We start from the raw sequence: 20849 nt of genomic DNA on the forward strand, positions 1-20849 counted from the left end.
ATGAACGCCCCGCGCATGGCGCGGCGGCGCCTGCTGGCGCAGGTGCCCGGGCTTGCGCTGCTGCTCGCCGGCGGCTCGCTGCCCGCCCGGGCGCAGGACTATCCCGCGCACGCGGTGCGGTTGCTGTCGCCCTACGGGCCGGGCGGTTCCAACGACACGTCGGCCAGGTTGCTGGCCGAGGCGCTCAGCCGCAAGTACGGCCAGCAGTTCGTGGTGGAGAACAAGCCGGGTGCGGGCACGCGGGTGGCGAACGAACAGCTGGCGCGCGCCGCGCCGGACGGCTATACGCTGCTGTGGGCCGCCGCGCCCTTCGCCATCAACACGGCGGCCGGCCTGCCGCAGCGCTACGACATCCACAAGGATTTCACCCCGGTGGGGCCGCGCGTGCTGGGTCCGCTCTTCCTGATCGTGCGGGCGGATTCACCCGTGCGCAGCGTCGCGGATTTCGTGCGCATGGCGCGCGAGAAGAAGGACGGCGTGACCTTCGCCTCGCCGGGCGCGGGATCGGGGCCGCACCTTGCCGCCGAGCTGTTCGCCGCGCAGGCGCGCTTCAAGGACGTCAACGTGCATTTCCGCGGCGACGCCACCGCCTACACCGAGCTGCTGGCGGGCCGCGTCGACGCCACGCTGACCGCCATCACCTCGGCGCTGCCCTTCGTCAAGGCCGGCAAGCTGCGCGTGCTGGCGGTGTCCTCCGACAAGCGCACGCCGGTCTACCCGGAGGCGCCGACCTTCGGCGAGCAGGGCTATCCGGGCGTGGTGGGCTATGGCTGGTTCGGCCTGCTGGCGCCGGCGGGCACGCCCGCGGCCATCGTGCACCAGCTCAACCGCGATGCCAGTGCGGTGCTGGCGGACCCCGGCGTGCGGGACAGGCTGGTCTCGCTCGGCCTGCAACCCGAGCCAGGTTCCAGCGCCGAGTTCTCCGGCTTCATCGATGCCGAGGTACGCAAATGGGAGGAGGTGATACGCAGCGCGGGCATCGTGCTGGAGTGAGGGGGCGCGGGTTTGCGGGCCTGCGGGCTAGCTGAAGCGCGGCCCCAGGTCCGCCTTCATCCATTCAATGAAGGCGCGGCTGCGCGCCGGCAGCAGCCGCGCATGCGGGTAGATCAGCGACAGCGGCCATGGCGCTTGCTCGAATTCCTGCAGCACGATGCGCAGCTCCTTGGCCGCCACCAGCGGCGCCACCTGGTAGGACAGGAAGTTGCCGAAGCCGGCGCCCGCCGCGCAGGCGGCCACCGCGGGCGCTGTCTGGTTGAACTCAAGATTGCCGCTAACGGGCACGTGGAAGGCTTCGCCGTTCTTCTGGAAGGTCCACCAGTGCGCGGCATTGCCGATGAAGCGCACGCAATTGGCCTGCGCCAGGGCCTCCGGGTGGCGCGGCACGCCGTGCTTGCGCAGGAAGGCCGGGGTCGCCACCACGACGCGGCGTATCTGGCCGACCGTCTGCGCCACCAGCGTGGAGTCGGCCAGCGGGCCGATGCGCACGCCGACGTCGATGTTCTCCTCGAGCAGGTTCACCACGCGGTCGGTGAACTCCAGGCGGCAACTCACCGCCGGGTAGCGCTCCACGAAGCGCGTTACCGCTGGCGCGACGTACATCTGGCCGAACAGCACCGGCGCCGTCATCACGAGCTGGCCGGCAGGCTCCACGTGGCGTGCGCTCAGGCCCGCCTCGACCTCGTCGACGGCGGCCAGGATGCGGCGGCAGCTCTCCAGGTAGCTGCGCCCTTCGTCGGTCAGCGACAGGCGCCGCGTGGTGCGGTTGAGCAGGCGCACGCTCAGGTCGGTTTCCAGCGCGGCGAGCGTGCGCACCACGGCGGGCAGGGAACTGCGCATGGCAGTGGCGGCGGCCGTCAGGCTGCCGTCATCGACGATGCGCACGAAGGTTTGCATGGCACGTAGCTTGTCCATGGCCGCCACATTACTCCACCTGGCGGAGTAGTCAAATACGTTTTGCCCCATTTATTCCAGGCGGGCCGGCGACCAGAATGCAATGGACATAACCGACACAACCGGCACCGTCGACTTCCTGGAGATCCCCATGACCCCTATCGCCACCCAGGCCACCCCCGCCAGCCCCTTGATGCTCTACCACATGCCGCTGTCGGGACACGCACACCGCGTGGAGCTGTTCCTGTCGCTGCTCGGCCTGCCGTACCGGCTGGTCCCGGTAGACCTGCGCGGCGGCGAGCACAAGCGCGCCCCGTTCCTGCAGCTCAATCCCTTCGGCCAGGTCCCGGTGCTGGACGATGGCGGCACCATCATCAGCGATTCGAACGCCATCCTGGTCTACCTGGCCCTGCGCTACGACGACGGCCAGTGGCTGCCGCGCGACCCGGCCGGGGCGGCGGCGGTGCAGCGCTGGCTGTCGGTGGCCGCGGGCGAGATCGCCCACGGCCCTGCCGCGGCGCGTGTGACGGTGCTGTTCGGCATGCCGCGGCCGCTGGACGAAGCCATCGAACGTGCGCGCAATCTGTTCGCACTGATGGAGCAGTGGCTGGCCGAACAACCCTTCCTGGCCGGCCCGGCACCCACGCTGGCCGACGTCGCCGCCTACAGCTATATCGCGCGGGCCGAGGAGGGCAACATCCCGCTGGCACCTTATCCGGCGCTGCGTGCCTGGTTGGCTTCGATCGAGGCCTTGCCCGGCTTCGTGCCGATGCCCGTGTCGCGCGTCGGGCTCGCTGCCTAGCCGCCTGCAAGGTCCACCCCCGATCCGGCCGCGCCAGCACCAAGGAGTACATCATGGACGCCAAGACAAGCCTGGACACCGACATGCGCGGCTGGCCCCACGCCGGCTCGCCCTTTCATGCGGGCGAGCGGGCCGCCCAACTGCGGGCGGGCAAGCACGATCTGATCGAGGCCGCCGGCCAGCGGGCGGTGCGGGGACACATGCCCGAGCAGCATCGCCACTTCTTCGCCCAGTTCCCCTTCCTGCTGCTCGGCGCGCTCGACGCCGACGGGCGGCCTTGGGCCACCATGCTGGCGGGCGCGCCCGGCTTTGCGCAGGCCGTTGATCCCTATCACCTGCATCTCGGCGCAGGCCTGCTGCCGGACGATCCGCTTGCCGGTGCGCTGCACGTGGGCAGCGAGGTCGGCCTGCTCGGGATTGAACTGCACACGCGCCGGCGCAACCGGCTCAACGGCGTGCTGGAAGCGGTGGGGCCCGAAGGCATGGCAGTGGCCGTCAGCCAGAGCTTCGGCAACTGCCCGCGTTATATCCAGCTGCGCGAGGTCCGCGCGGCGGCGCCTTCCGGGCAGGCGGCATGGCGCGGCAGCCGGCTGGACGATGCGGCCCGTGCCTTGCTGCAACGCGCCGATACCTTCTTTATTGCCACCCACCACGTCGACGCCGCCGCGCCGCGCACCGGCGGCGCCGATGTTTCGCACCGCGGCGGCAAGCCGGGCTTCATCCGCGTGGACGGCGACGGCACGCTGACGTTTCCCGACTTCAACGGCAATGCCTATTTCAATACCATCGGCAACCTGCTCGCCAGCCCGCAGGCCGGGCTGCTGGTGCCGGATTTCGACGACGGCACGCTGCTGCACCTGGGTGGCCGCACCGAGGTGATCTGGGAGGGGCCCGAGCTGGCTGCCTTCGCCGGCGCCGAGCGCTTGGTGCGGATACACGTCGACCGCGTGGTGCGGCGGCCGGGGGCGCTGCCGCTGCGCTGGCGCTTCCAGGGCTGGTCGCCGGTGCTGGAGCGTACCGGCGCGTGGCCCGCGCCCGCCTGAGCGCCTGAGTAGGCACGCCGACTGTTGTATCGGACACACAGCTCGAAAGCACTCCATCACGGCGGCGCACGGGGATGCGCCGCCCCCTCCCCACGAAAGCATGGCAGGGCGTGCGGTCGCCTTCTCAAGGGGCGGCAATTCGCCTATCGTGACAGGTTTTGCCGCGCCAATCCGGCGTGGGCGCCGCGGAAGGGCGATGCCGCCGCTGCGGCGAAGCCTCACCTGCGCCCGCCCTCTCCATGTTCCGCACAGACCACCGTGCCGTCGCCAGCGGCCGCCCGCCGCTGGGCTTCTGGCTGCTTCTGCTCGTCGCGCTTGCCGCCCTGTCGATGTTGCCGCATGCCGCCCGGGGCGCCACGATTGAAAGTGGTGCTTCGGCCTCTTCGGCGCTCGCGGCCACGCCTGCGCCCTCGATGGTCACCGCGGGAAAGGGCGCACCCGGTGCCGCCGCGCCCGGCAAGCAGGCGTCCCAGTTGGCCAGCCTGGCCACCGCCGTGCACGCCACTCCGGGCAAGCGCCCGCGCATCTGCCTGGCGCTCTCCGGCGGTGGCGCGCGCGGCTACGCCCATATCGGCGTGCTCAAGGCACTGGAAGCGCTGCACGTGCCAGTGGACTGCATCGCCGGCACCAGCATGGGCGCCGTGGTGGGGGGGCTCTACGCCAGCGGCCTGTCGGCCAGTGCGCTGGAAGCGCGCCTGGCGCACATCGACCTGAGCGATATCGCCTTCGACCGCAACGAGCGCGCGCAGCTGCCGCAGAAGCTGCGCGAGGACGAATTCCAGTATCCGATCGGCATTTCCGTCGGCTACGGCGATGGCAAGGTCAAGCTGCCGGCCGGCCTGGTGCAGGGCAACCGCCTGCTGGCGCTGCTGCAGAACTGGACTGCGCAGTTGCCGGCCGACATCGACTTCGCCAAGCTGCCCATCCCGTTTCGCACCGTCGCGACCGACCTGGGCACCGGCCAGCCGGTGATCTTCGACCACGGCTCGCTGCCGCGCGCCATCCGCGCCAGCGTGGCGGTGCCGGGCCTGTTCGCGCCGATCACCGTCGGCGGCCGCACCTTGGTCGACGGGGGGCTCGTCAGCAACCTGCCGGTGCAGATGGCGCGCGACATGGGCGCGGACGTGGTGATCGCGGTCAATGTCGGTTCGCCGCTCGATGATCCCGCCAGCCTGAATTCGCCGGCGGCCGTCACGCAGCAGATGGTGACGATCCTGATGAACCAGAATGTGGCCGCACAGAAAGCGCTGCTGCAAGGCAGCGACGTGCTGCTGGAGCCCGACCTGGGAGACCTGTCGTTCACCGACTTCTCCCGCGCCAATGACGGAGTGCAGGGGGGCTGGCTGGCCGCGCAGGGCGCCAGCCAACGGCTGGCGGCGCTGGCGCTGCCGCCCGAGGCGTGGCAGGCCTATGTGGCCGCACGCAAGACAGGACCGGTGCTGGAGGCCAATACGCGCATCGACGCCATCGACATCAACACCCACGGCCATATCCCGCCCAGCTATGTGCGCGAATACCTGGGCGTGCGCGAGGGCGACCGCTACGACGCGGCGGCGCTGAACCGCGAGCTGGCCCAGCTTTCCACCACCGGCGATTTCGAGAGCGTGACGCAGGAACTGGTCAGCCAGACCGAGCCGGATGGCACGACGCGCAATGTGCTGACGGTCGACGCGCATGAGAAATCCTGGGGCCCGCAGTTCCTGCTGTTCGGCTTCGGCCTGTCGAACAGCTTCAACGGGCAGGGGGCCTTCAACCTGCAGATCGGCCACCGCTATCCCTGGCTCACGCAGAGCGGGCTGGAGTGGCGCAACGACGTGGTGCTCGGCAGCAACCAAGCCAAGTGGCATACGGAGCTGCGCCAGCCCGTGTTCGACCGCTTCGGCTTCTACGTCGCGCCGTATGCGGAAATCAGCCGCAAGCACATCGACCTGTATCCCGACAATGCTTCGGACCGCTATGCCACGCCGTTGACGGCCTACCGCGTCGACACCGGCATGGCGGGCATCGACTTCGGCGTGCCGATCGGCCGCCTGGGCGAGTTCCGCGCCGGCGTGAACTATCAGCAGGTGCGGTACTCGCCGTCGTACAATATCAGCGCCGGCAGTTCGCGCCTGTTTCCCAGCTTCCGCGTCACCCAGCCGACCGTGCGCGCGCAGTTGACGATCGATCAGCTCGACGACCCGCAGTTTCCGCGCAAGGGCTACTACCTGCTGGCCATCAACGAGATGGCCTTGGGCGGTACCGACAACCGCTTCGATGAGGCCTATGGCAAGGCGCTGTGGGCGGGGAGCGTCGGCCGCCATACCTTGAACCTGGCGGCCGAGGCCGGCATGACCTACGGCGACCACCGTACCGCCCCGAACCTCAGCGGCGGCCTGGGCTTCACGCTCGGCGGCTTCCAGCACCTGGCTGCCTACGCGACCGACCAGTTCACCGGCAACTACCTGCTCTATGGCCGCGTGACCTACCTGAACGATCTGCGCGAATTCATCCTGCCCGGCTTCCGCACCACGGTGATCGGCGCCAGCCTGGAGGTGGGCGATGTCTGGCTGCGACGGCGCAACTTCGGCAATGGCCCTTACAAGAGCAGCGGCAGCCTGTTCATCGGCGGCAACAGTGCGATCGGCCCGCTCTACTTTGGCGTGGCGGCGGCGCCGAACGGCGTCTGGAACCTGTACCTGCAGCTCGGGCGCGTGTTCTAGCTAGGCGGCCTCTGCCTCCAGGTCCAGGCGCTCCCGCAAGGTGTCGATCAGGGTTTGCTGGCGCTCCAGCCACCAGCGCAGCGCCGGCCCCGGGTTCTTGCTGCGCCACGCGATGTGCAAGGTCTGCGCGGGACGCGCCTCGCACAGTTGCTTCTGCACGAGCCGGCCGCTCGCGATATGGGCCTGCGCGACACAGGAGGGCAGGTAGCCGCAGGCGATGCCTGCCAGCAGGACGGCTTCCTTGGATTGCAGGCTCGGAACGTTGATCTGCTTCTGGCCCTCGACCAGCGCCGGTGACATGCCGAAGATGGTGTCGCGCCCCGAGCCGATCTCCACGAACTGGTGCTGCCACAAGACCGCGCAGTCGATCGGTTCCGGCGCCGATGCCAGCGGATGCCCGGGGGAAACCACGAACAATGTCCTCAGGCTGCCGATCGGAACCGAGAACAATCCCTGGGCGACGGGCGGGTCGCCGACCGCCCCGATGATGAGATCGACCTGATTGGATACCAGCGCCGTCCAGGCCTCCCTGAGCATCGCCTGCGAGAACAACAGGCGCGTGTAAGTGTTTTCGGCCTGGAATGCCGACACCAGCGGCGTCAGGGCATCGAACGGCAGCAGGGCTTCCGTTGCGATCTTCAGTTCCGTTTCCCAGCCCGCGTCCACGCGCCTGACGCGCTCTTCCAGGTCCTGCGCGGCGCGCAGCAGTTGGCGGCTCTCCTCGACCAGGACTTCGCCGGCCTTCGTCAGCCGGACACGGTGGCCACTGCGGTCGAACACTGTGATGCCGAGGTCGCTTTCCAGCTTCTGCACCACGTAGCTTAGGGAGGAGGGCGCCTTGTGCAAAGCCTCGGCCGCGAGTCCGAACGTGCCCCAGCGCGCGATCGCTTCGATGACCTGCAGTGCGTCCAATGTGATCTTCATTTTCGAAATTCCTGTTTGAACCGTTCGAAAATATCCGTTATGTCTGCGCGACCCGTCTGGATATACTCTGGCGCACGGTCTGAGCTCAACTTGATAAATGGATGAGGGATTATATTTGGCATTTGCGATGAGGGTGGTTAATGAGTCAATCGACCCTTTTCATCTCACGTCCTGCATTGCTCTCCATTATCAGACCGGTGACGCGGATAAATCCAGCCGTTTCCATGAGTTCTTCACGCGCTTGTCATGCATCCGGGAAGTACTGCGCCGCCATTTCCCGGCTGCCTGCGTGCCGTATGCCATTGTCCCACCTCTCCCCAACCTGAACAGGAGAATATCGTGAGCAATCCCAAGCTTGAAGTCCTGACACCGCAGAACTGCCAGCTGATCTTTATCGACCAGCAGCCGCAAATGGCATTCGGTGTCCAGTCGATTGACCGCCAGGTCTTGAAGAACAATGTGGTCGCGCTGGCCAAGGCGGCCCGCATTTTCAATATTCCCACCACCATCACGACGGTCGAGAGCGAGAGCTTCTCGGGATTCACCTATCCGGAGCTGCTCGACGTGTTCCCGGGCAAGGGATTGCTCGAGCGTTCTTCGATGAATTCCTGGGATGACCAGAAGGTGCGCGACTCTCTGGCCGCCAACGGCCGCAAGAAGATTGTCGTCTCCGGCCTGTGGACCGAGGTCTGCAACCTCACCTTTGCGCTGTCGGCCATGCACGATACCGACTACGAGATCTACATGGTGGCCGACGCCTCCGGCGGTACCAGCAAGGATGCCCACGACTATGCCATGCAGCGCATGGTGCAGGCCGGCGTGGTGCCCGTGACCTGGCAGCAGGTGCTGCTCGAATGGCAGCGGGACTGGGCGCACCGCGAAACCTATGACGCGGTGATGGCGCTGGTCAAGGAACATTCCGGTGCCTACGGCATGGGCGTGGACTACGCTTACACGATGGTGCACAAGGCAGCCCAGCGCACCGCCAGCCAGCACGAGGCAATCCCGGCACTGCCCGCGCGCTGAACCGGCGGCGTCGGCGACGGCCAGCGCCGGGCGATGAGCATGCGGCATGTCTGAGGCGGGCATGCCGGCCCGGCCGGCGTGGCCGTCTTGGCCGGCCTTGTCACATGCTCCGTTCCCCCGCTTCATCCCGACTGACTGCATGCTCGACACCCGGCGCGGCCGGTCATGCCGGCCCGCCCATGAAACGCCCGCGGTTTCTCGCCAGCGCTGCCGCGCCGGCTACCGCGGGCGCCACCAGGACATTCGCCATGAACACATCGACGCCGCCGGACCTGATCCTCACCAACGGCAAGTTCGCCACTCTCGATCCCGCCAATCCGCAGGCTGACGCCGTCGCCATCCGCGACGGCCGCTTCGCCGCCGTCGGCACCCGCGACGACATCATGCGCACGGCCGGCGCCGCCACCAAGGTGATCGACCTGGGCGGCCGGCGTGCGATTCCCGGGCTGATCGACAGCCATATGCACATCATCCGCGGCGGGCTGAACTACAACATGGAGCTGCGCTGGGACGGCGTGCGCTCGCTTGCCGATGCCATGCGCATGCTCAGGGAGCAGGTGGCGCGCACACCCGCGCCGCAGTGGGTGCGGGTGGTGGGCGGGTTCACTGAGCACCAGTTCGCGGAAAAGCGGCTGCCCACCATCGAGGAACTGAACGCGGCAGCGCCCGACACGCCGGTTTTCATCCTACACCTGTATGACCGCGCCATCCTCAACGGGGCGGCGCTGCGTGCGGTGGGCTATACGAAGGACACGCAGAATCCGCCGGGCGGCGAGATCGTCCGCGACAGCAGCGGAAATCCGACCGGCCTGCTGCTGGCCAAGCCCAACGCGACCATCCTCTACGCCACGCTGGCCAAGGGGCCGAAGCTGCCGCCGGAGTACCAGAAGAACTCGACGCGCCATTTCATGCGCGAGGTGAACCGCCTGGGCGTGACCGGCGTGATCGACGCGGGCGGCGGCTACCAGAACTACCCCGACGACTATCAGATCATCGAGGAACTGCACAAGGAAGGCCAGCTCACGGTGCGCCTGGCCTACAACCTGTTCACGCAGAAGCCCAAGGAAGAGCTCAACGACTTCCGCAGCTGGGCGGGCCAGGTCAAGCCGGGGCAGGGCGATGACCTGTACCGGCACAACGGCGCTGGCGAGATGCTGGTCTACTCGGCGGCCGACTTCGAGGACTTCCGCGTCGAGCGCCCCGACATGCCGCCGTCGATGGAGGCCGACCTCGAGCCGGTGATCCGGCTGCTGGCCGAAAAGCGCTGGCCGTGGCGCCTGCATGCCACCTACGACGAGACCATCTCGCGCGCGCTCGACGTCTACGAGAAGGTGGCGCGTGACATCCCCTTCGACGGCCTGCACTGGTTCTTCGACCACGCCGAGACCATCAGCGACCGCAATATCGACCGCATCGCGGCGCTGGGCGGCGGCATTGCCGTGCAGCACCGCATGGCCTACCAGGGCGAGTACTTCGTCGAGCGCTATGGCGCGCGCGCGGCCGAGGCGACGCCGCCGATCAAGCGCATGCTCGAGCGTGGCGTCAAGGTTGGGGCAGGCACCGATGCCACGCGGGTGGCCTCGTACAACCCCTGGGTCTCGCTGTACTGGCTGACCACCGGCAAGACGGTGGGCGGGCTGTCGATGTACCCGCAGGCCAACCTGCTCGACCGCGAGACCGCGCTGCGGCTGTGGACCGAGGCCAATACCTGGTTCTCGTCGGAGGAGGGCAAGAAGGGGCGCATCGCCGTTGGCCAGCTGGCCGACCTGGCGGTGCTGTCGGCCGACTACTTCGCGGTGCCAGGCGACGAAATCCAGGACATCACCTCGGTGATGACGCTGCTGGGCGGCAAGGTCGTCTACGGCGAAGGGGACTTCGGGCCGCTGGCGCCGGTGGTGCCGCCGGCCATGCCGGACTGGTCGCCGGTGCGCCACAAGGGCGGCTACCAGCCGAGGCCGCAGGCCAAGGCAGCGCTGGCGCGCAGCGCCGCCTGCGGCTGCGCCAGCGCCTGCGGCGTGCACGGCCATGCACACACCTCGGCGCTGGCCGCCAATGTGCCGACCTCCGACGCGCGTGGCTTCTGGGGCGCGCTCGGCTGCTCGTGCTGGGCATTCTGACGACGGAGCTGCACCATGGCGGACACCACTCTGGACCGGGCCGGCGCGGGCCGCCGCCTGCCGCGCTGGCTGCACTGGCTGGCCTTGCTGCTGCTGTGCGCCGCCTACCTGCAAGGCGGGCTGGTCAAGCTCACCGACTTCGGCAGCGCCGTGCAGGAGATGCAGCACTTCGGGCTGGCGCCAGCCGCACCGCTGGCGGCGGCCGTGATCGCGCTGGAACTGGGCGCCTCGCTGCTGATCCTGACCGGGTTCTATCGTTGGCTCGGCGCGCTGGCGCTGGCGGCCTTCACGCTGATGGCCACCTTCCTGGCCAACCGCTTCTGGGCGGCCCCGCCCGCCGAGCAGTTCATGCAGGCCAACGCCTTCTTCGAGCACCTCGGGCTGGTCGGCGGCTTCCTGCTGGTGGCCTGGCATGACCTCCTGCGCCGGGGCCGGAGCGAGGAACCCTGACCTCCCGGAACCCTGGACATCTGGACACATCACCATGAAGGTCTATATCGTATCGCTGGCCGCGGGCGTGCTCGTCGGCATCATCTATGCGCTGCTGCAGGTGCGCTCGCCGGCGCCGCCGGCCATCGCCTTGCTGGGGCTGTTGGGCATGCTGATCGGCGAGCAGGCGGTGCCGCCGGTCAAGCGCATGCTGGCGGGCGAGCCGGTCAGCGTCGCCTGGTTCCGCGGCGAGTGCGTGCCCAGGATCACAGGCGCGCCGCCCGGGGCGGGAGAGGCTGCGGCGGTCGGCAGGGCGGCGCAGGACGCGCCGGTCCCTCCGGGCGTCGCAGGCGATGGTGAAAGAGGAGGCTGAATGCAGAATGTGCTGTTCATGCAGTCCAGGCTCAGGCGGCGCCGCGACGCGCGGCGAAGCGGTGTCCGTTCCCGCCGGCGTCTTTGCCTCGCCGCGTTCCTGACGTCTCTCACTGCAGCCGCCGCGCCGGCGCACGCGCAGTCCGAAGTTACCGTGTATGGGCGCCTGAACACCGCGCTCGAATATGTCACCGTCAGCACCGCCAGCGATGGCAGCAAGCTCGGCGACGCAGGGCGGATTTCCAGCTACCGCTCCGTCTTCGGCCTGCGCGGCGAGGAGGCGCTCGGCTACGGGCTCAAGGCGGTGTGGCAGATCGAGAGCACCCTGTCGCTCGACACCGGCGCCGGCCAGATCGCCGCGCGCGATACGCGCCTCGGCCTGGACAGTCCCTACGGCATGGTCTTCATGGGCAACTGGGACACGCCCTACACAGCCTCGACCAGGGGCTACGACCCCTACTACCCGACCACCGCCGGCTACATGGCGCTGCTCGGCAACGGCGCCGCCGCGACCACCGACAACGTGCAGAACACCAGTTCCTTCGACCGGCGCCAGAAGAACATCCTGCAGTATCAGTCGCCGGTCTGGGGCGGTTTCTCCGCCTCGCTCGGCTATGGCCTGCCGGAGGAGAAGCTGACGGTGCCGCGCAACCCGGCGCTGTACTCGATGGCCGCCGCCTATAACCGCGGTGCGCTTGGTGTGGCGCTGGCCTATGAAGTCCACCAGCACTACCAGACGGCGGGCCGCAATGACGATGCGATCAAGTTCGGCGTGTCCTACCAGTTTTCCGCTACGCGCCTGAGCGCCCTGTATGAGCACCTGCACTACCGCACCGCTACCGGCGACCTGGAGCGCAACGGCGCCTATGTCTCGGTGGTGCAGCAGGTCGGCACGGGCAGCATCCGCGCCGGGCTGGGCTGGGTGGGCAACGGCACCGGCAACGCCACCGAGACGGTCGGCTTCTTCCGCAGCGGCCCGGGCACCGGTGCGTGGCAGCTCACGGTGGGCTACGACTATCCGCTGTCCAAGCGCACCGGGCTCTACGCTTACTACAGCCGAATCAACAACCACAGCAATGCAATCTACGACTTCGCGATCAACCCCGCGGGCGTAAAGGCCGGGGCCGATCCGCAAGTATTCGCGCTCGGCATGCGGCACAACTTCTAGGTCCGCGCGTAGCGCGCCCCGCATGCCGCGGGAAGAGCCGGCACAAGAGAAGAGAGGAAGAATATGGAAGCCCTGAGCGTGTCGCTTCAACCCACCGGCCAGCCTGGAGGGCGGCCTTGAGTCCGGCGCCGTCTGGCGCGGCCCGGGAGGCCGGCGCGGGTACCAAGGCCGAGGCGGACAAGGTGGCGGGCACGCCCCGCCTCGACATCGTCCTGGGCTGCCTCTTCGCCTTCGTCGCCGGCTATGTGGACGTGGTCGGCTTCATTGCGCTGTCCGGCCTGTTCACTGCGCACGTGACCGGCAACTTCATCATGATCGGTGTCGGGCTGGCGGGAACGCCCCACGGCCTGCTCGTCAAGCTGCTGGCGCTGCCAGTCTTCATCGTCTCCGTGGCCGCCACGCGCCTCGCCGAGGCGGGCCTGATCCGCTCGGGGCGCGCGCCCGTGCCGCCCTTGCTGCTCGTCCAGTGCCTGCTGCTGCTGGGTTTCATGGCCGCCGGGCTGCATGCCGCGCCGCTCGATCCGGGCGCGCCCGCGGCGCTGGCCGCCGGCCTGCTCGGCGTGGCCGCAATGGGCATCCAGAACGCGTTGTCGAGGACCGTGCTGGCCCGGCTGGGGCCGACCACCATCATGACCGGCAATACGACGCAGGTGGTGATCGACCTGGTCGACCTGCCCTTCGCGGAGGGCGCGCGGCGCGTCGACATCCAGGCGCGGCTCGCCAAGATGGCGCCGGCCGTGGGCGCATTCGCGGCGGGCGCGGTGCTCGGCGCGCTCGTGCACGCTGGCTGGTCCATGTGGAGCCTGCTGGTGCCGCTGGCGCTGCTAGTGGTGGTCGACCTGTACCTGTGGCGCGGCGCGGTGGCCCGGGGCCAGTCCTAGCGGCGGCTGCCCTCCGGTCCGCCCGGCGCGTGGTCCCGCAGCCCTGCGGCGCTGGGGTGCCGAATCAGGCGCCGATCAGGCGCCGGCCTGGCGGCGGTAGTCGACGGCGGCGATACGCCCGTTGCGCAGCTGCAGGGTCTGGGTGCCACCGTTCGCCATCGGCCGGCCATCGCGGACAGCCGACACCGCCAGATCGACTTCCACGCGCTGGCCATCGATGCGCGGTGGCGCGGTCACTTCGATGTGCAGGGTATCGCCGGCCAGAGCGTGTGCCTGGGCGAACATGGCGATGACCGCGTCGCGGTCGTCGAAGCTGCCATTGAGCAGCAGGCTGTCATGGTGGCGCCACTGCACGTCGGGCGCGAGCAGGGGGAACAGCGATTCCTGGTGGCCTTGCGTCAGCGCGTGCAGGTAGTCGTCGACCAGCGTGCGCACGGCCTCGGCGTCCATGGGCACCTCGACCGCCGCACGCGCCTGCCGGCGTGCGCGCGGCGAGGCGGTGTCCGGCTGCAGGCCGAAGAAATCCAGCACCCCGCTGACCACCTGCTCGCGGTCGTTGTCCACGCAGATCATGTGGTAGCTGTTCTCCAGCACCACGGTCTGTATCTGCGGTATCGCCCGGCCCAGGAAGTCGAGCGATTTCAGGCTGGTCAGCTCATCTTCGCGCGCGTGCATGGACAGCGTGGGACAGGCGATGCGGTGCGCGCCGCGCAGCACCCAGCCGCGCAGGCGGTCCACTTGCCGGACGCAGGCCAGCGGCACCCAACGGTAGTGGAAGTTGTCGCCGCGCTCGAACTTGGCCTTGACGATGGCGCGCACCAGGTCGTTCTTGATGCCGTAGGGTTCGTCCTCTTCCACCCGCATGCGCGCGGGCAGGCCGGGGATGCGGTAGACCGGGTAGCGCAGGAAGCGGTACCAGGGCGTCGACCAGCCGTCGATATAGACCGGCGCGGCCAGCGTGACCAGCTTGCCCTTGCGGTGCTGGCGCCGCTCGCACAGCGCCGCCGCCAGCAGTCCGCCCAGGCACATGCCCATCACGTGGAAGGTCTCGTACTGGCCGGCCAGCTCGTCATACGCCTGCAGCACGGTGTCGAGCCAGTCCTCGGCCAGCACCGGCACCAGGTCTTCCGGCTGGCCGCCGTGGCCTGGCAACGTGACCGCGTGCGTCTGCACACCGGCGCGGCGCAGTGCCTTGTGCATCGGGCCCAGGTCGAATTGCGTGCCGCCGAGTCCGTGGATAAGCAGGGCGCCGGTGCCGGCGCCCGGGGTCGGAGTCATGCCGCGTCGCGCTCCGTGCCGGCTTGCTCCGGCTGCGCAGCCTCCAGGCGCCAGGCCCCGGCGATCACGGCGACCGATTCGTCGCCGTCGAGCAGCGGTCCGCTCATGTCCACCACGGTGGTGGTGGCGCCCGTCGGCAGCAGCAGCCGGAAGCGCAGGTCGGCGCGCGTGTCGCCGTCGCTCTCCTCGAGCCAGCGTCTGCGTACCCTGGCGCGGTCGTCCGGGTGGACTAGGGCGAGCACGGTGTCGAGGTCGGCGAGGTCCTGCTCGGCGAGGCCGAACGCACGCTGCGTGTCCCCGCTCCAGCGCAGGCGGCCGGTGTGCGGATCGAGGCAGTAGACGAGCTGGCCGCTGGCGGCCAGCGCCAGCGCCACGTCGTTCTGGCGCCGCGCGGACTGCTCGTGCAACTGCTCGCGGCTGGTACGCAGCGTGCTGATCAGCAGCGTCAGCAGCGCGGCCACCGCGAGGTAGATCTGCGCTTCCAGCAGCGAGCGGCCGCGGTGCAATGCGGTTTCGGCGAAGGGGCCTTCGCCCTGGCCGGTGTTGAGCAGCACGAACACGGCCAGGAAGGCCACGGCCATCGAGCCGCCGCGCCCGCCCCACAGCAGTGTGACCATGGCGGCGAAGAACAGCGGGAAATAGGTCAGCGCGAAGGCGATGCCCTGCGGCAGGTGCGCGCTGGTCCTGCCGTCGAAGATGACGAAGGTGGTCAGCACCAGTGCCACGAAGGCTGCCAGCCCGAACAGGAAGTCGGCGCGGTCCTGTCCGCCCGAGCGCATCGCGCGAAAGCGCGACCAGCCGGCGAAGACCGGGGTGACGATCAGTACCCCGACCAGGTCGGCGATGGCCCAGACGCGGGCCGTGTGCCAGAACGGCACGTCCATATAGATGGCGAACCAGGCCGCCCCGATCGCCGCGCCGACCGTGCTGGAGATGATGCCGGCAAGCAGCAGGCCGCGCACGAAGGCCACGCCTTCGAGCGAGAAATGGGTCAGGCGCACCAGGGCCACGGCGAGCGCGGCCGTGCCGATCTCGTCGGCCGAGAACAGCACCATGCGGAAGGCGTTGCGGCCCTCCACCCAGCCCAATGCCATCTGCGCGACGAAGAAGGCCAGCCCGACCGGCAGCCAGCGCCGCGTCGGCGTGAGCATGAAGGCGGCCATGGTGACGCCGGCCGGCAGCCAGATATAGCCGGCGGCATCGAAGGGCCCGTTGAGCTGGTGCGAAGCGTAGCCGCCAAAGGCATAGAGCGCCGCCCAGAGCAGCAGGCTTGCAGCTTGATTCGTTGGTTTCACAGTGTGAGATTCCTTGGCTTCGGCCCCGGCGGCGCGCCGTGCACGGCCGGTCCGGGCCCGGCCGTGGTGGCCTGCGCCCGCCGTGGGAAAACGCGCCAGCCGTTCCAGCGGCTGACCCGGCCTGCCCCGGGGTCGGAAAGGGATGATAAGCGGCTAAGGCGGGTTCGCACATCCCCGGGTGACAGGTCAGGCATTGTCAGTTGTCATAAAAACGTCACAATTAAGGGTGCCGCGCCCGCTGCGGACATCCGGGCGGCGCGCCACATTCGACCGATTCGAAGGAGAGAGGAGACCATGCACAACACGATCACACGCCGCGGATTTTCCTGCCGCCTTGCCGCGGCAGCACTGCTGGCTGTCACCACGCTGGTGGCAGGCCCCGCTGCGGCAGCCTGGCCGGACAAGCCGATCCGAGTAGTCGTCGGCTTCCCGCCGGGTGGCCCGGTCGACACCCATGCGCGCCTCCTGGCCGAGAAGCTGCAGCCGCTGCTGGGCCAGACCGTCGTGATCGACTACAAGGCCGGTGCGGCCGGCAACATCGGCGCCGACATGGTCGCCAAGTCCGCGCCCGATGGCTATACGCTGCTGCTGGCCAACACCGGCCAGATGGCGATCAACAACTCACTCTATCCCAAGCTGGGCTACGCCATGCCGCGCGACTTCGCCCCGGTGGCGCGAACGGCACTGATCCCGCTGGTGATGGTGGTCAACAACAACGTGCCGGCGCGCAACGTGAAGGAGTTCGTCGCCTACGCCAAGGCCAACCCCGGCAAGCTCAACTTTGCCTCGGGCGGCAACGGCGGCATCTCGCACCTGATGCCGGAAATGTTCATGCAGGCCACGGGCACCGAGATGACGCACGTCCCCTACAAGGGCAGCGCGCCGGCGCTGACTGACGTCATGGGCGGCCAGGCACAGATGATGGCCGATTCTGTGCCGCTGTTCACTGGTTTTATCAAGGGTGGCAAGGTGCGCGCCCTGGCCGTCACCTCTCGTCACCGCTCGCCGGCGCTGCCCAATGTGCCGACCATGGAGGAAGAGGGCCTCAAGAACTTCGAGGTGGTCGGCTTCTACGGCATGCTGGCGCCGGCGGGCACGCCCAAGGAGGTGGTCGCCAGGCTCTCCGGTGCGCTGGAAGCGGTGCTGAAGGATCCGGATACCCGCGCCAAGCTGGAGGTGCAGGGTGCCGAGGCCGCCTGGCAGGGACCGGAAGCCTTCGCGAGGTCCATCGAGATGGAGCAGAAGCGTTGGGGCCAGGCAGTCAAGGCCTCCGGCGCGACGATCGACTGAGCGGGCGACGCGCCGGCTACGGGCTGCCGCCCGGCCGTTGCCTCAGGCGGGCAGGCGGCCGTCGCGCAGTGCCCAATCGGTGTCAGGCCCCACAGCTGTCTCAGCCGGGGGGCGTACGGCGCGGCAAGTTGGCGCAGTAGCCAAAGGCGGTGGTGACGCAACAGGCATCGCCGCTCCAGTCCGCGCGGAATACGCGGCCGTCGGGGCCCGTGATCAGGCGGCGCTGGCAGTGGCCGTTGGGGATGACGATCGGCGGATCGGTGGGGGCGCGCGCGTCGTTCGGGCCGCTGCCGGGCGGCCGGGCACCCGGTACTTCCTCGACCCAGAGGTAGGCGGTGCCGTCAGGGGCCGCCTGGACCGCCTGCGGCGGTCCCCACTGTGCCTTCGCCTCTTCGATCGGTGCCGTCCGCCAGGTATCGAGGGCTTGCTGCATGACGTTGTCCTGCAGGCTGGAGCAGCCGGCCAACGCGCACAGGGTAAGGCCGGCCAGCAGCGCCGGAGGAGTGAGCAGGCGAGGGTGGGCGGCGGGCATGGTTCCTCCGGCGGGGCATGATCCCCGCCGAAGCGTAGTCCGCGCCCATGCGGCTGGCAAGCGCCGCGCGGCAATCCTATGCGGCTTTGCCCACCGCCGGCGACAGCGTCGGTGCAAGTTCGTCGTCCTCTCCGCCGCTGCCGCCGGCCTGGTCCAGATCCATGCCGCGCGTTTCGGGCAGCAGCAGGGCGGCGCCCACCACCATGGCATAGCCGGCGCCGGCCACGATGGCGATGGCCACCGGCAGCGAGGTGCGGCCGCTGCTGAGCCAGCCGACCGTCAGCGGGAACAGCGAGCCGATCACACGGCCGATGTTGTACGACACGCCATAGCCGGTGGCGCGGATGTCATTCGGGTAGGACTCGGAGATGGTGGCGCCGATGCCGGCGAACACGCCCTGCATCAGCACGCCCAGCGGAAAGCCGAGCAGCAGCATCGAGCCGTTGGAAACCGGGATCACCATATAGACCATTGCCATGACCAGCGCGCCGGCGGCGAAGGCCACGTAAGTCAGGCGGCGGCCCCAGCGGTCCGATGCATAGGAGCCGGCCACGTAGCCGACCAGCGAGCCGGCGATGGTCACCGCCAGGTAGGAACTGGTGCCGAACACCGACAAGCCGCGCTCGGTCTTCAGGAAAGTGGGCAGCCAGGTCGCGATGGCATAGTAGGCACCCAGCATGCCGCCCGACAGCAGGCTGCACAGCACCGTCTTGCCCAGCAGCGGCCGCGCGCCCAGCCGCGCGAGCTGGCCAAGCGCGGAGGGTCCAGCACCGGTCTCGGCACGGCTCTTGACGAAGACCTCCGGCTCTTGCAGGTTGCGGCGCATATAGATCACGACCAGCGCGGGCAGGATGCCGATGAAGAAGCAGGCCCGCCACGCCGTCTCGGGCGGCAGCACGCTGAAGGCGATCGCATAAGCGATGGCCGCCGCGCCCCAGCCGAAGGAGTAGCTGCTCGCGGTGAAGCCGGAGTACTTGCCGCGGTGCGCCGGATTGCGGATCAGTTCGGTCACCAGCACCATGCATAGCGAGGACTCGCCGCCGAAGCCCAGGCCCTGCAGCATGCGGAAGGCCATCAGTTGCTCGGGGCTGTTGGCCAGGCCGCACAGGAAGCAGGACACGCAGAACAGCACGATGGTCCAGCGCAGCACGCGCACGCGTCCGTAGCGGTCGGCCAGGATGCCCGCGCCGATGGCGCCCACCAGCGAAGACACCAGCGTCCAGGTGACGATGGCGCCAGCCGTCGACTTGCTCATGCCCCACTGGGCGATCAGCGTCGAGATCAGAAAGGAATAGATCATGAAGTCGAACACATCGACCGCATGCCCGAGGAACGCGCCATAAAAACCCTTGCGCTCCATGCGTGATAGATCCCGGAACCAGTCCAGCATGTTCGCTCCTTCTACGAGTACGGGTGGGGGCGGTGCCCTGTCTTATTGCACCGAGTGGGGAAGAGCCGGCGGTGGCCGGAAAGAGAAGCCCGCCTGCTCCAGCAACTGGGCAAAGCGCAGCGAAGTCAGGTCGGCATGGCGGGCGGCGACGATCTGCACGCCGACGGGCAGGCCGCTCAGGCCGGGCCCGATGGGCGCTACAGTCGAGGGCAGGCCGCACAGGCCGGAGTGCCCGGCCCAGAACAGCTGGTCGGTCAGCGGCTGTGCCTGGCCGTTGACTTGCAGCGTGCGCTGCCAAGGCTCGCCGCGCTCATCGAGCGCAAAGGCGGTGGTGACCGCCGCGGGGCACAACAGCACATCGTAGTCGTGGAAAAAGCGCCGCCAGCCGTCGGCGAAGCGGGCGCGCTTCTGCTGGAGCTGCAGCCATTCGCGATGGCGGATGGCTGCGCCGGTGTATTGCAGCGTGGCGTAGTCGTGCGAGCCGGGTGTGGCTTGCGCCGCGCGGGCCAGCAAGGCGTCGAAGCCAGCTTCGTCCATATGGACCGAGGTGGTGGCGCGCAGCATCAGCACATAGGTGTGCCAAAGTTCTGCGGCATCGAAGTCAGGACGGCGGTCCCAGTCCACGCGCGCGCCCTGCGCCTCCAACCAGCGGCCCAGCCGCTCGATTTCGCTGCGGACCTCGGCGTCGGCCTCGGCCAGCGCATGCGTGGGCAGCACCGCCACGCGGAATTCCGCCAGGGTGCGCTTGTCACAAGCGGGCAGCTCCAGCCGCCAGGCCGAAGCCTGCTCGCCGTCCGGCCCGGCCAGGGCCCGCAGCACCAACTCCAGGTCGCGCGGGCTGCGCGCGACCGGGCCGGCGACATTGATCTCCTGCTCGCCATAGTGCGGCGCGCCGATGCCGTGGCCGCGCAGCGGGATCAGGCCATGGCTGCTCTTGTGCGAGAACACGCCGCAGTAGTGGGCGGGATTGCGCAGTGACGAGCCGATGTCCGAGCCGACGTCGAAGAAGCTCATGCCGGCGCAGACTGCGGCCGCGCTCCCGCCCGAGGAGCCGCCGGGCGTGCGCGCAATGTCGCGTGGATTGCGGGTGGTGCCGTAGATGGCGTTGTAGCTCTGCCAGTCGCGCAGGGCGATGGGCACATTGGTCTTGCCCAGCAGTACCGCGCCGGCGGCCCGCAGTCGCTCGACCACCGCGGCGTCGGCGCCGGCGACATTGCCGAGATGGGCCGGATTGCCGCAAGTGGTCGGCCAGCCGGCCACGTCGAAGGATTCCTTGATTGAAAAGGGGACGCCGTCGAGCGGCCCTAGGGGCTGCCCGCGGGAGCGGCGGGCGTCGCTCTGGGCGGCGGCGGCACGGGCGGCATCGAAATCTGCCAGCACCAGGGCGTTGATGCTGGCGTGACCTTCGCAGTAGGCCGCCGCGCAGCAATCCACCAGTTCCCTGGCGCTGGTTTCGCCCTTCTCCAGCAAGGCCGCTGCCTGCCATGCCGGCAGGAAGCGGGTGTCCAACTGCAAGGCGTCGTCGTCTTGCCGGGTCACGATTCGCTCCATCGTTGTTGGCGCTCGGCCTGTACAAGGGCCAAGCGCCTGGGGGCTGTGGGATACGAATCGGTATACTATATTCTTAGGCAGCCGGATCGCAAGGCAAATTTCCGGAGGGCTGCAATCGGCCAGTTTTGGTGCAATGCAGCGTATATTTGGCTGATTCTT

The 20849-nt window shown here is 68.8% G+C and carries 18 protein-coding genes; 11 read left to right on the forward strand and 7 right to left on the reverse strand.

From position 1 onward, the window contains the following. Window positions 1-993 carry a Bug family tripartite tricarboxylate transporter substrate binding protein gene (locus tag AC1Z3O_RS21390; RefSeq protein ID WP_483517895.1) on the forward strand — a complete coding sequence of 331 codons (993 nt, stop codon included), beginning with the start codon at window positions 1-3 and terminating at the stop codon, window positions 991-993. 27 nt (window positions 994-1020) lie between these two features. Here the strand turns inward: AC1Z3O_RS21390 and AC1Z3O_RS21395 are convergent, their stop codons facing one another. Beyond that, entirely contained in the window at window positions 1021-1911 is an 891-nt protein-coding gene (locus AC1Z3O_RS21395; protein WP_483517896.1) for a LysR family transcriptional regulator, read from the reverse strand. A gap of 139 nt (window positions 1912-2050) precedes the next feature. Between AC1Z3O_RS21395 and AC1Z3O_RS21400 the strand changes: the two genes are divergently transcribed. From AC1Z3O_RS21400 to AC1Z3O_RS21410, 3 genes are all read left to right on the forward strand, one after another. Beyond that, the gene (locus AC1Z3O_RS21400; RefSeq protein ID WP_483521893.1) at window positions 2051-2692 is read left to right on the forward strand and encodes a glutathione S-transferase family protein; all 642 of its coding nucleotides are present in this window, start codon (window positions 2051-2053) and stop codon (window positions 2690-2692) included. 53 nt (window positions 2693-2745) lie between these two features. Further along, complete coding sequence (locus AC1Z3O_RS21405; protein ID WP_483517897.1) at window positions 2746-3735, forward strand: pyridoxamine 5'-phosphate oxidase family protein; 990 nt, start codon at window positions 2746-2748, stop codon at window positions 3733-3735. Between the two features lie 239 nt (window positions 3736-3974). Beyond that, complete coding sequence (locus tag AC1Z3O_RS21410; protein ID WP_483517898.1) at window positions 3975-6437, forward strand: patatin-like phospholipase family protein; 2463 nt, start codon at window positions 3975-3977, stop codon at window positions 6435-6437. On the opposite strand, the gene AC1Z3O_RS21415 is transcribed toward AC1Z3O_RS21410, so the two are convergent. After that, on the reverse strand, window positions 6438-7361 hold the full coding sequence (locus tag AC1Z3O_RS21415; protein WP_483517899.1) for a LysR substrate-binding domain-containing protein: 924 nt from the start codon (window positions 7359-7361) through the stop codon (window positions 6438-6440). A gap of 339 nt (window positions 7362-7700) precedes the next feature. Between AC1Z3O_RS21415 and AC1Z3O_RS21420 the strand changes: the two genes are divergently transcribed. The 6 genes from AC1Z3O_RS21420 (at window position 7701) to AC1Z3O_RS21445 (ending at window position 13354) form a co-directional block, all read left to right on the forward strand. Further along, complete coding sequence (locus tag AC1Z3O_RS21420; RefSeq protein WP_483517900.1) at window positions 7701-8387, forward strand: hydrolase; 687 nt, start codon at window positions 7701-7703, stop codon at window positions 8385-8387. 248 nt (window positions 8388-8635) lie between these two features. After that, complete coding sequence (locus AC1Z3O_RS21425; RefSeq protein ID WP_483517901.1) at window positions 8636-10504, forward strand: amidohydrolase; 1869 nt, start codon at window positions 8636-8638, stop codon at window positions 10502-10504. Window positions 10505-10519: 15 nt separating this feature from the next. Then, window positions 10520-10954 (forward strand): DoxX family protein, encoded by a 435-nt coding sequence (locus AC1Z3O_RS21430; protein WP_483517902.1) that lies wholly within the window; start codon window positions 10520-10522, stop codon window positions 10952-10954. Between the two features lie 34 nt (window positions 10955-10988). Continuing rightward, window positions 10989-11306 (forward strand): DUF1427 family protein, encoded by a 318-nt coding sequence (locus AC1Z3O_RS21435; RefSeq protein ID WP_483517903.1) that lies wholly within the window; start codon window positions 10989-10991, stop codon window positions 11304-11306. Window positions 11307-11324: 18 nt separating this feature from the next. Further along, window positions 11325-12473, forward strand: a complete 1149-nt coding sequence (locus tag AC1Z3O_RS21440; protein WP_483521895.1) for a porin — start codon at window positions 11325-11327, stop codon at window positions 12471-12473. 116 nt (window positions 12474-12589) lie between these two features. Continuing rightward, entirely contained in the window at window positions 12590-13354 is a 765-nt protein-coding gene (locus tag AC1Z3O_RS21445) for a YoaK family protein (protein ID WP_483517904.1), read from the forward strand. A gap of 75 nt (window positions 13355-13429) precedes the next feature. Here the strand turns inward: AC1Z3O_RS21445 and AC1Z3O_RS21450 are convergent, their stop codons facing one another. Together AC1Z3O_RS21450 and AC1Z3O_RS21455 are read right to left on the reverse strand one after the other, a co-directional pair. Next, window positions 13430-14632 (reverse strand): alpha/beta fold hydrolase, encoded by a 1203-nt coding sequence (locus tag AC1Z3O_RS21450; RefSeq protein ID WP_483517905.1) that lies wholly within the window; start codon window positions 14630-14632, stop codon window positions 13430-13432. Further along, window positions 14629-15927: an MASE1 domain-containing protein gene (locus tag AC1Z3O_RS21455; protein WP_483517906.1), complete on the reverse strand. Its 1299-nt coding sequence runs from the start codon at window positions 15925-15927 to the stop codon at window positions 14629-14631. Before AC1Z3O_RS21455 ends, AC1Z3O_RS21450 begins: the two co-directional genes overlap by 4 nt. Window positions 15928-16221: 294 nt before the next feature. Here AC1Z3O_RS21455 and AC1Z3O_RS21460 point away from each other — a divergent pair, with 294 nt between their 5' ends. Beyond that, window positions 16222-17217: a Bug family tripartite tricarboxylate transporter substrate binding protein gene (locus AC1Z3O_RS21460; RefSeq protein WP_483517907.1), complete on the forward strand. Its 996-nt coding sequence runs from the start codon at window positions 16222-16224 to the stop codon at window positions 17215-17217. Window positions 17218-17317: 100 nt separating this feature from the next. Here AC1Z3O_RS21460 and AC1Z3O_RS21465 read toward each other — a convergent pair whose 3' ends face one another. The 3 genes from AC1Z3O_RS21465 to AC1Z3O_RS21475 all read right to left on the reverse strand — a co-directional run bounded on the left by AC1Z3O_RS21465 (window position 17318) and on the right by AC1Z3O_RS21475 (window position 20678). After that, entirely contained in the window at window positions 17318-17749 is a 432-nt protein-coding gene (locus AC1Z3O_RS21465; protein WP_483517908.1) for a hypothetical protein, read from the reverse strand. A 76-nt stretch (window positions 17750-17825) separates the two neighbouring features. Beyond that, window positions 17826-19139 (reverse strand): MFS transporter, encoded by a 1314-nt coding sequence (locus AC1Z3O_RS21470; protein WP_483517909.1) that lies wholly within the window; start codon window positions 19137-19139, stop codon window positions 17826-17828. 42 nt (window positions 19140-19181) lie between these two features. After that, entirely contained in the window at window positions 19182-20678 is a 1497-nt protein-coding gene (locus AC1Z3O_RS21475; RefSeq protein ID WP_483517910.1) for an amidase, read from the reverse strand. Window positions 20679-20849 lie beyond the last annotated feature (171 nt).

Source organism: Cupriavidus sp. 09_S30 (assembly GCF_056930435.1).

Coding starts and splice junctions, on each gene's coding strand:
- AC1Z3O_RS21390 (WP_483517895.1), top strand. CDS start 1: ATGAACGCCCCGCGCATGGCGCGGCGGCGCCTGCTGGCGCAGGTGCCC.
- AC1Z3O_RS21450 (WP_483517905.1), bottom strand. CDS start 14,632: ATGACTCCGACCCCGGGCGCCGGCACCGGCGCCCTGCTTATCCACGGA.
- AC1Z3O_RS21470 (WP_483517909.1), bottom strand. CDS start 19,139: ATGCTGGACTGGTTCCGGGATCTATCACGCATGGAGCGCAAGGGTTTT.
- AC1Z3O_RS21405 (WP_483517897.1), top strand. CDS start 2,746: ATGGACGCCAAGACAAGCCTGGACACCGACATGCGCGGCTGGCCCCAC.
- AC1Z3O_RS21430 (WP_483517902.1), top strand. CDS start 10,520: ATGGCGGACACCACTCTGGACCGGGCCGGCGCGGGCCGCCGCCTGCCG.
- AC1Z3O_RS21395 (WP_483517896.1), bottom strand. CDS start 1,911: ATGGACAAGCTACGTGCCATGCAAACCTTCGTGCGCATCGTCGATGAC.
- AC1Z3O_RS21465 (WP_483517908.1), bottom strand. CDS start 17,749: ATGCCCGCCGCCCACCCTCGCCTGCTCACTCCTCCGGCGCTGCTGGCC.
- AC1Z3O_RS21410 (WP_483517898.1), top strand. CDS start 3,975: ATGTTCCGCACAGACCACCGTGCCGTCGCCAGCGGCCGCCCGCCGCTG.
- AC1Z3O_RS21435 (WP_483517903.1), top strand. CDS start 10,989: ATGAAGGTCTATATCGTATCGCTGGCCGCGGGCGTGCTCGTCGGCATC.
- AC1Z3O_RS21460 (WP_483517907.1), top strand. CDS start 16,222: ATGCACAACACGATCACACGCCGCGGATTTTCCTGCCGCCTTGCCGCG.
- AC1Z3O_RS21425 (WP_483517901.1), top strand. CDS start 8,636: ATGAACACATCGACGCCGCCGGACCTGATCCTCACCAACGGCAAGTTC.
- AC1Z3O_RS21415 (WP_483517899.1), bottom strand. CDS start 7,361: ATGAAGATCACATTGGACGCACTGCAGGTCATCGAAGCGATCGCGCGC.
- AC1Z3O_RS21440 (WP_483521895.1), top strand. CDS start 11,325: ATGCAGTCCAGGCTCAGGCGGCGCCGCGACGCGCGGCGAAGCGGTGTC.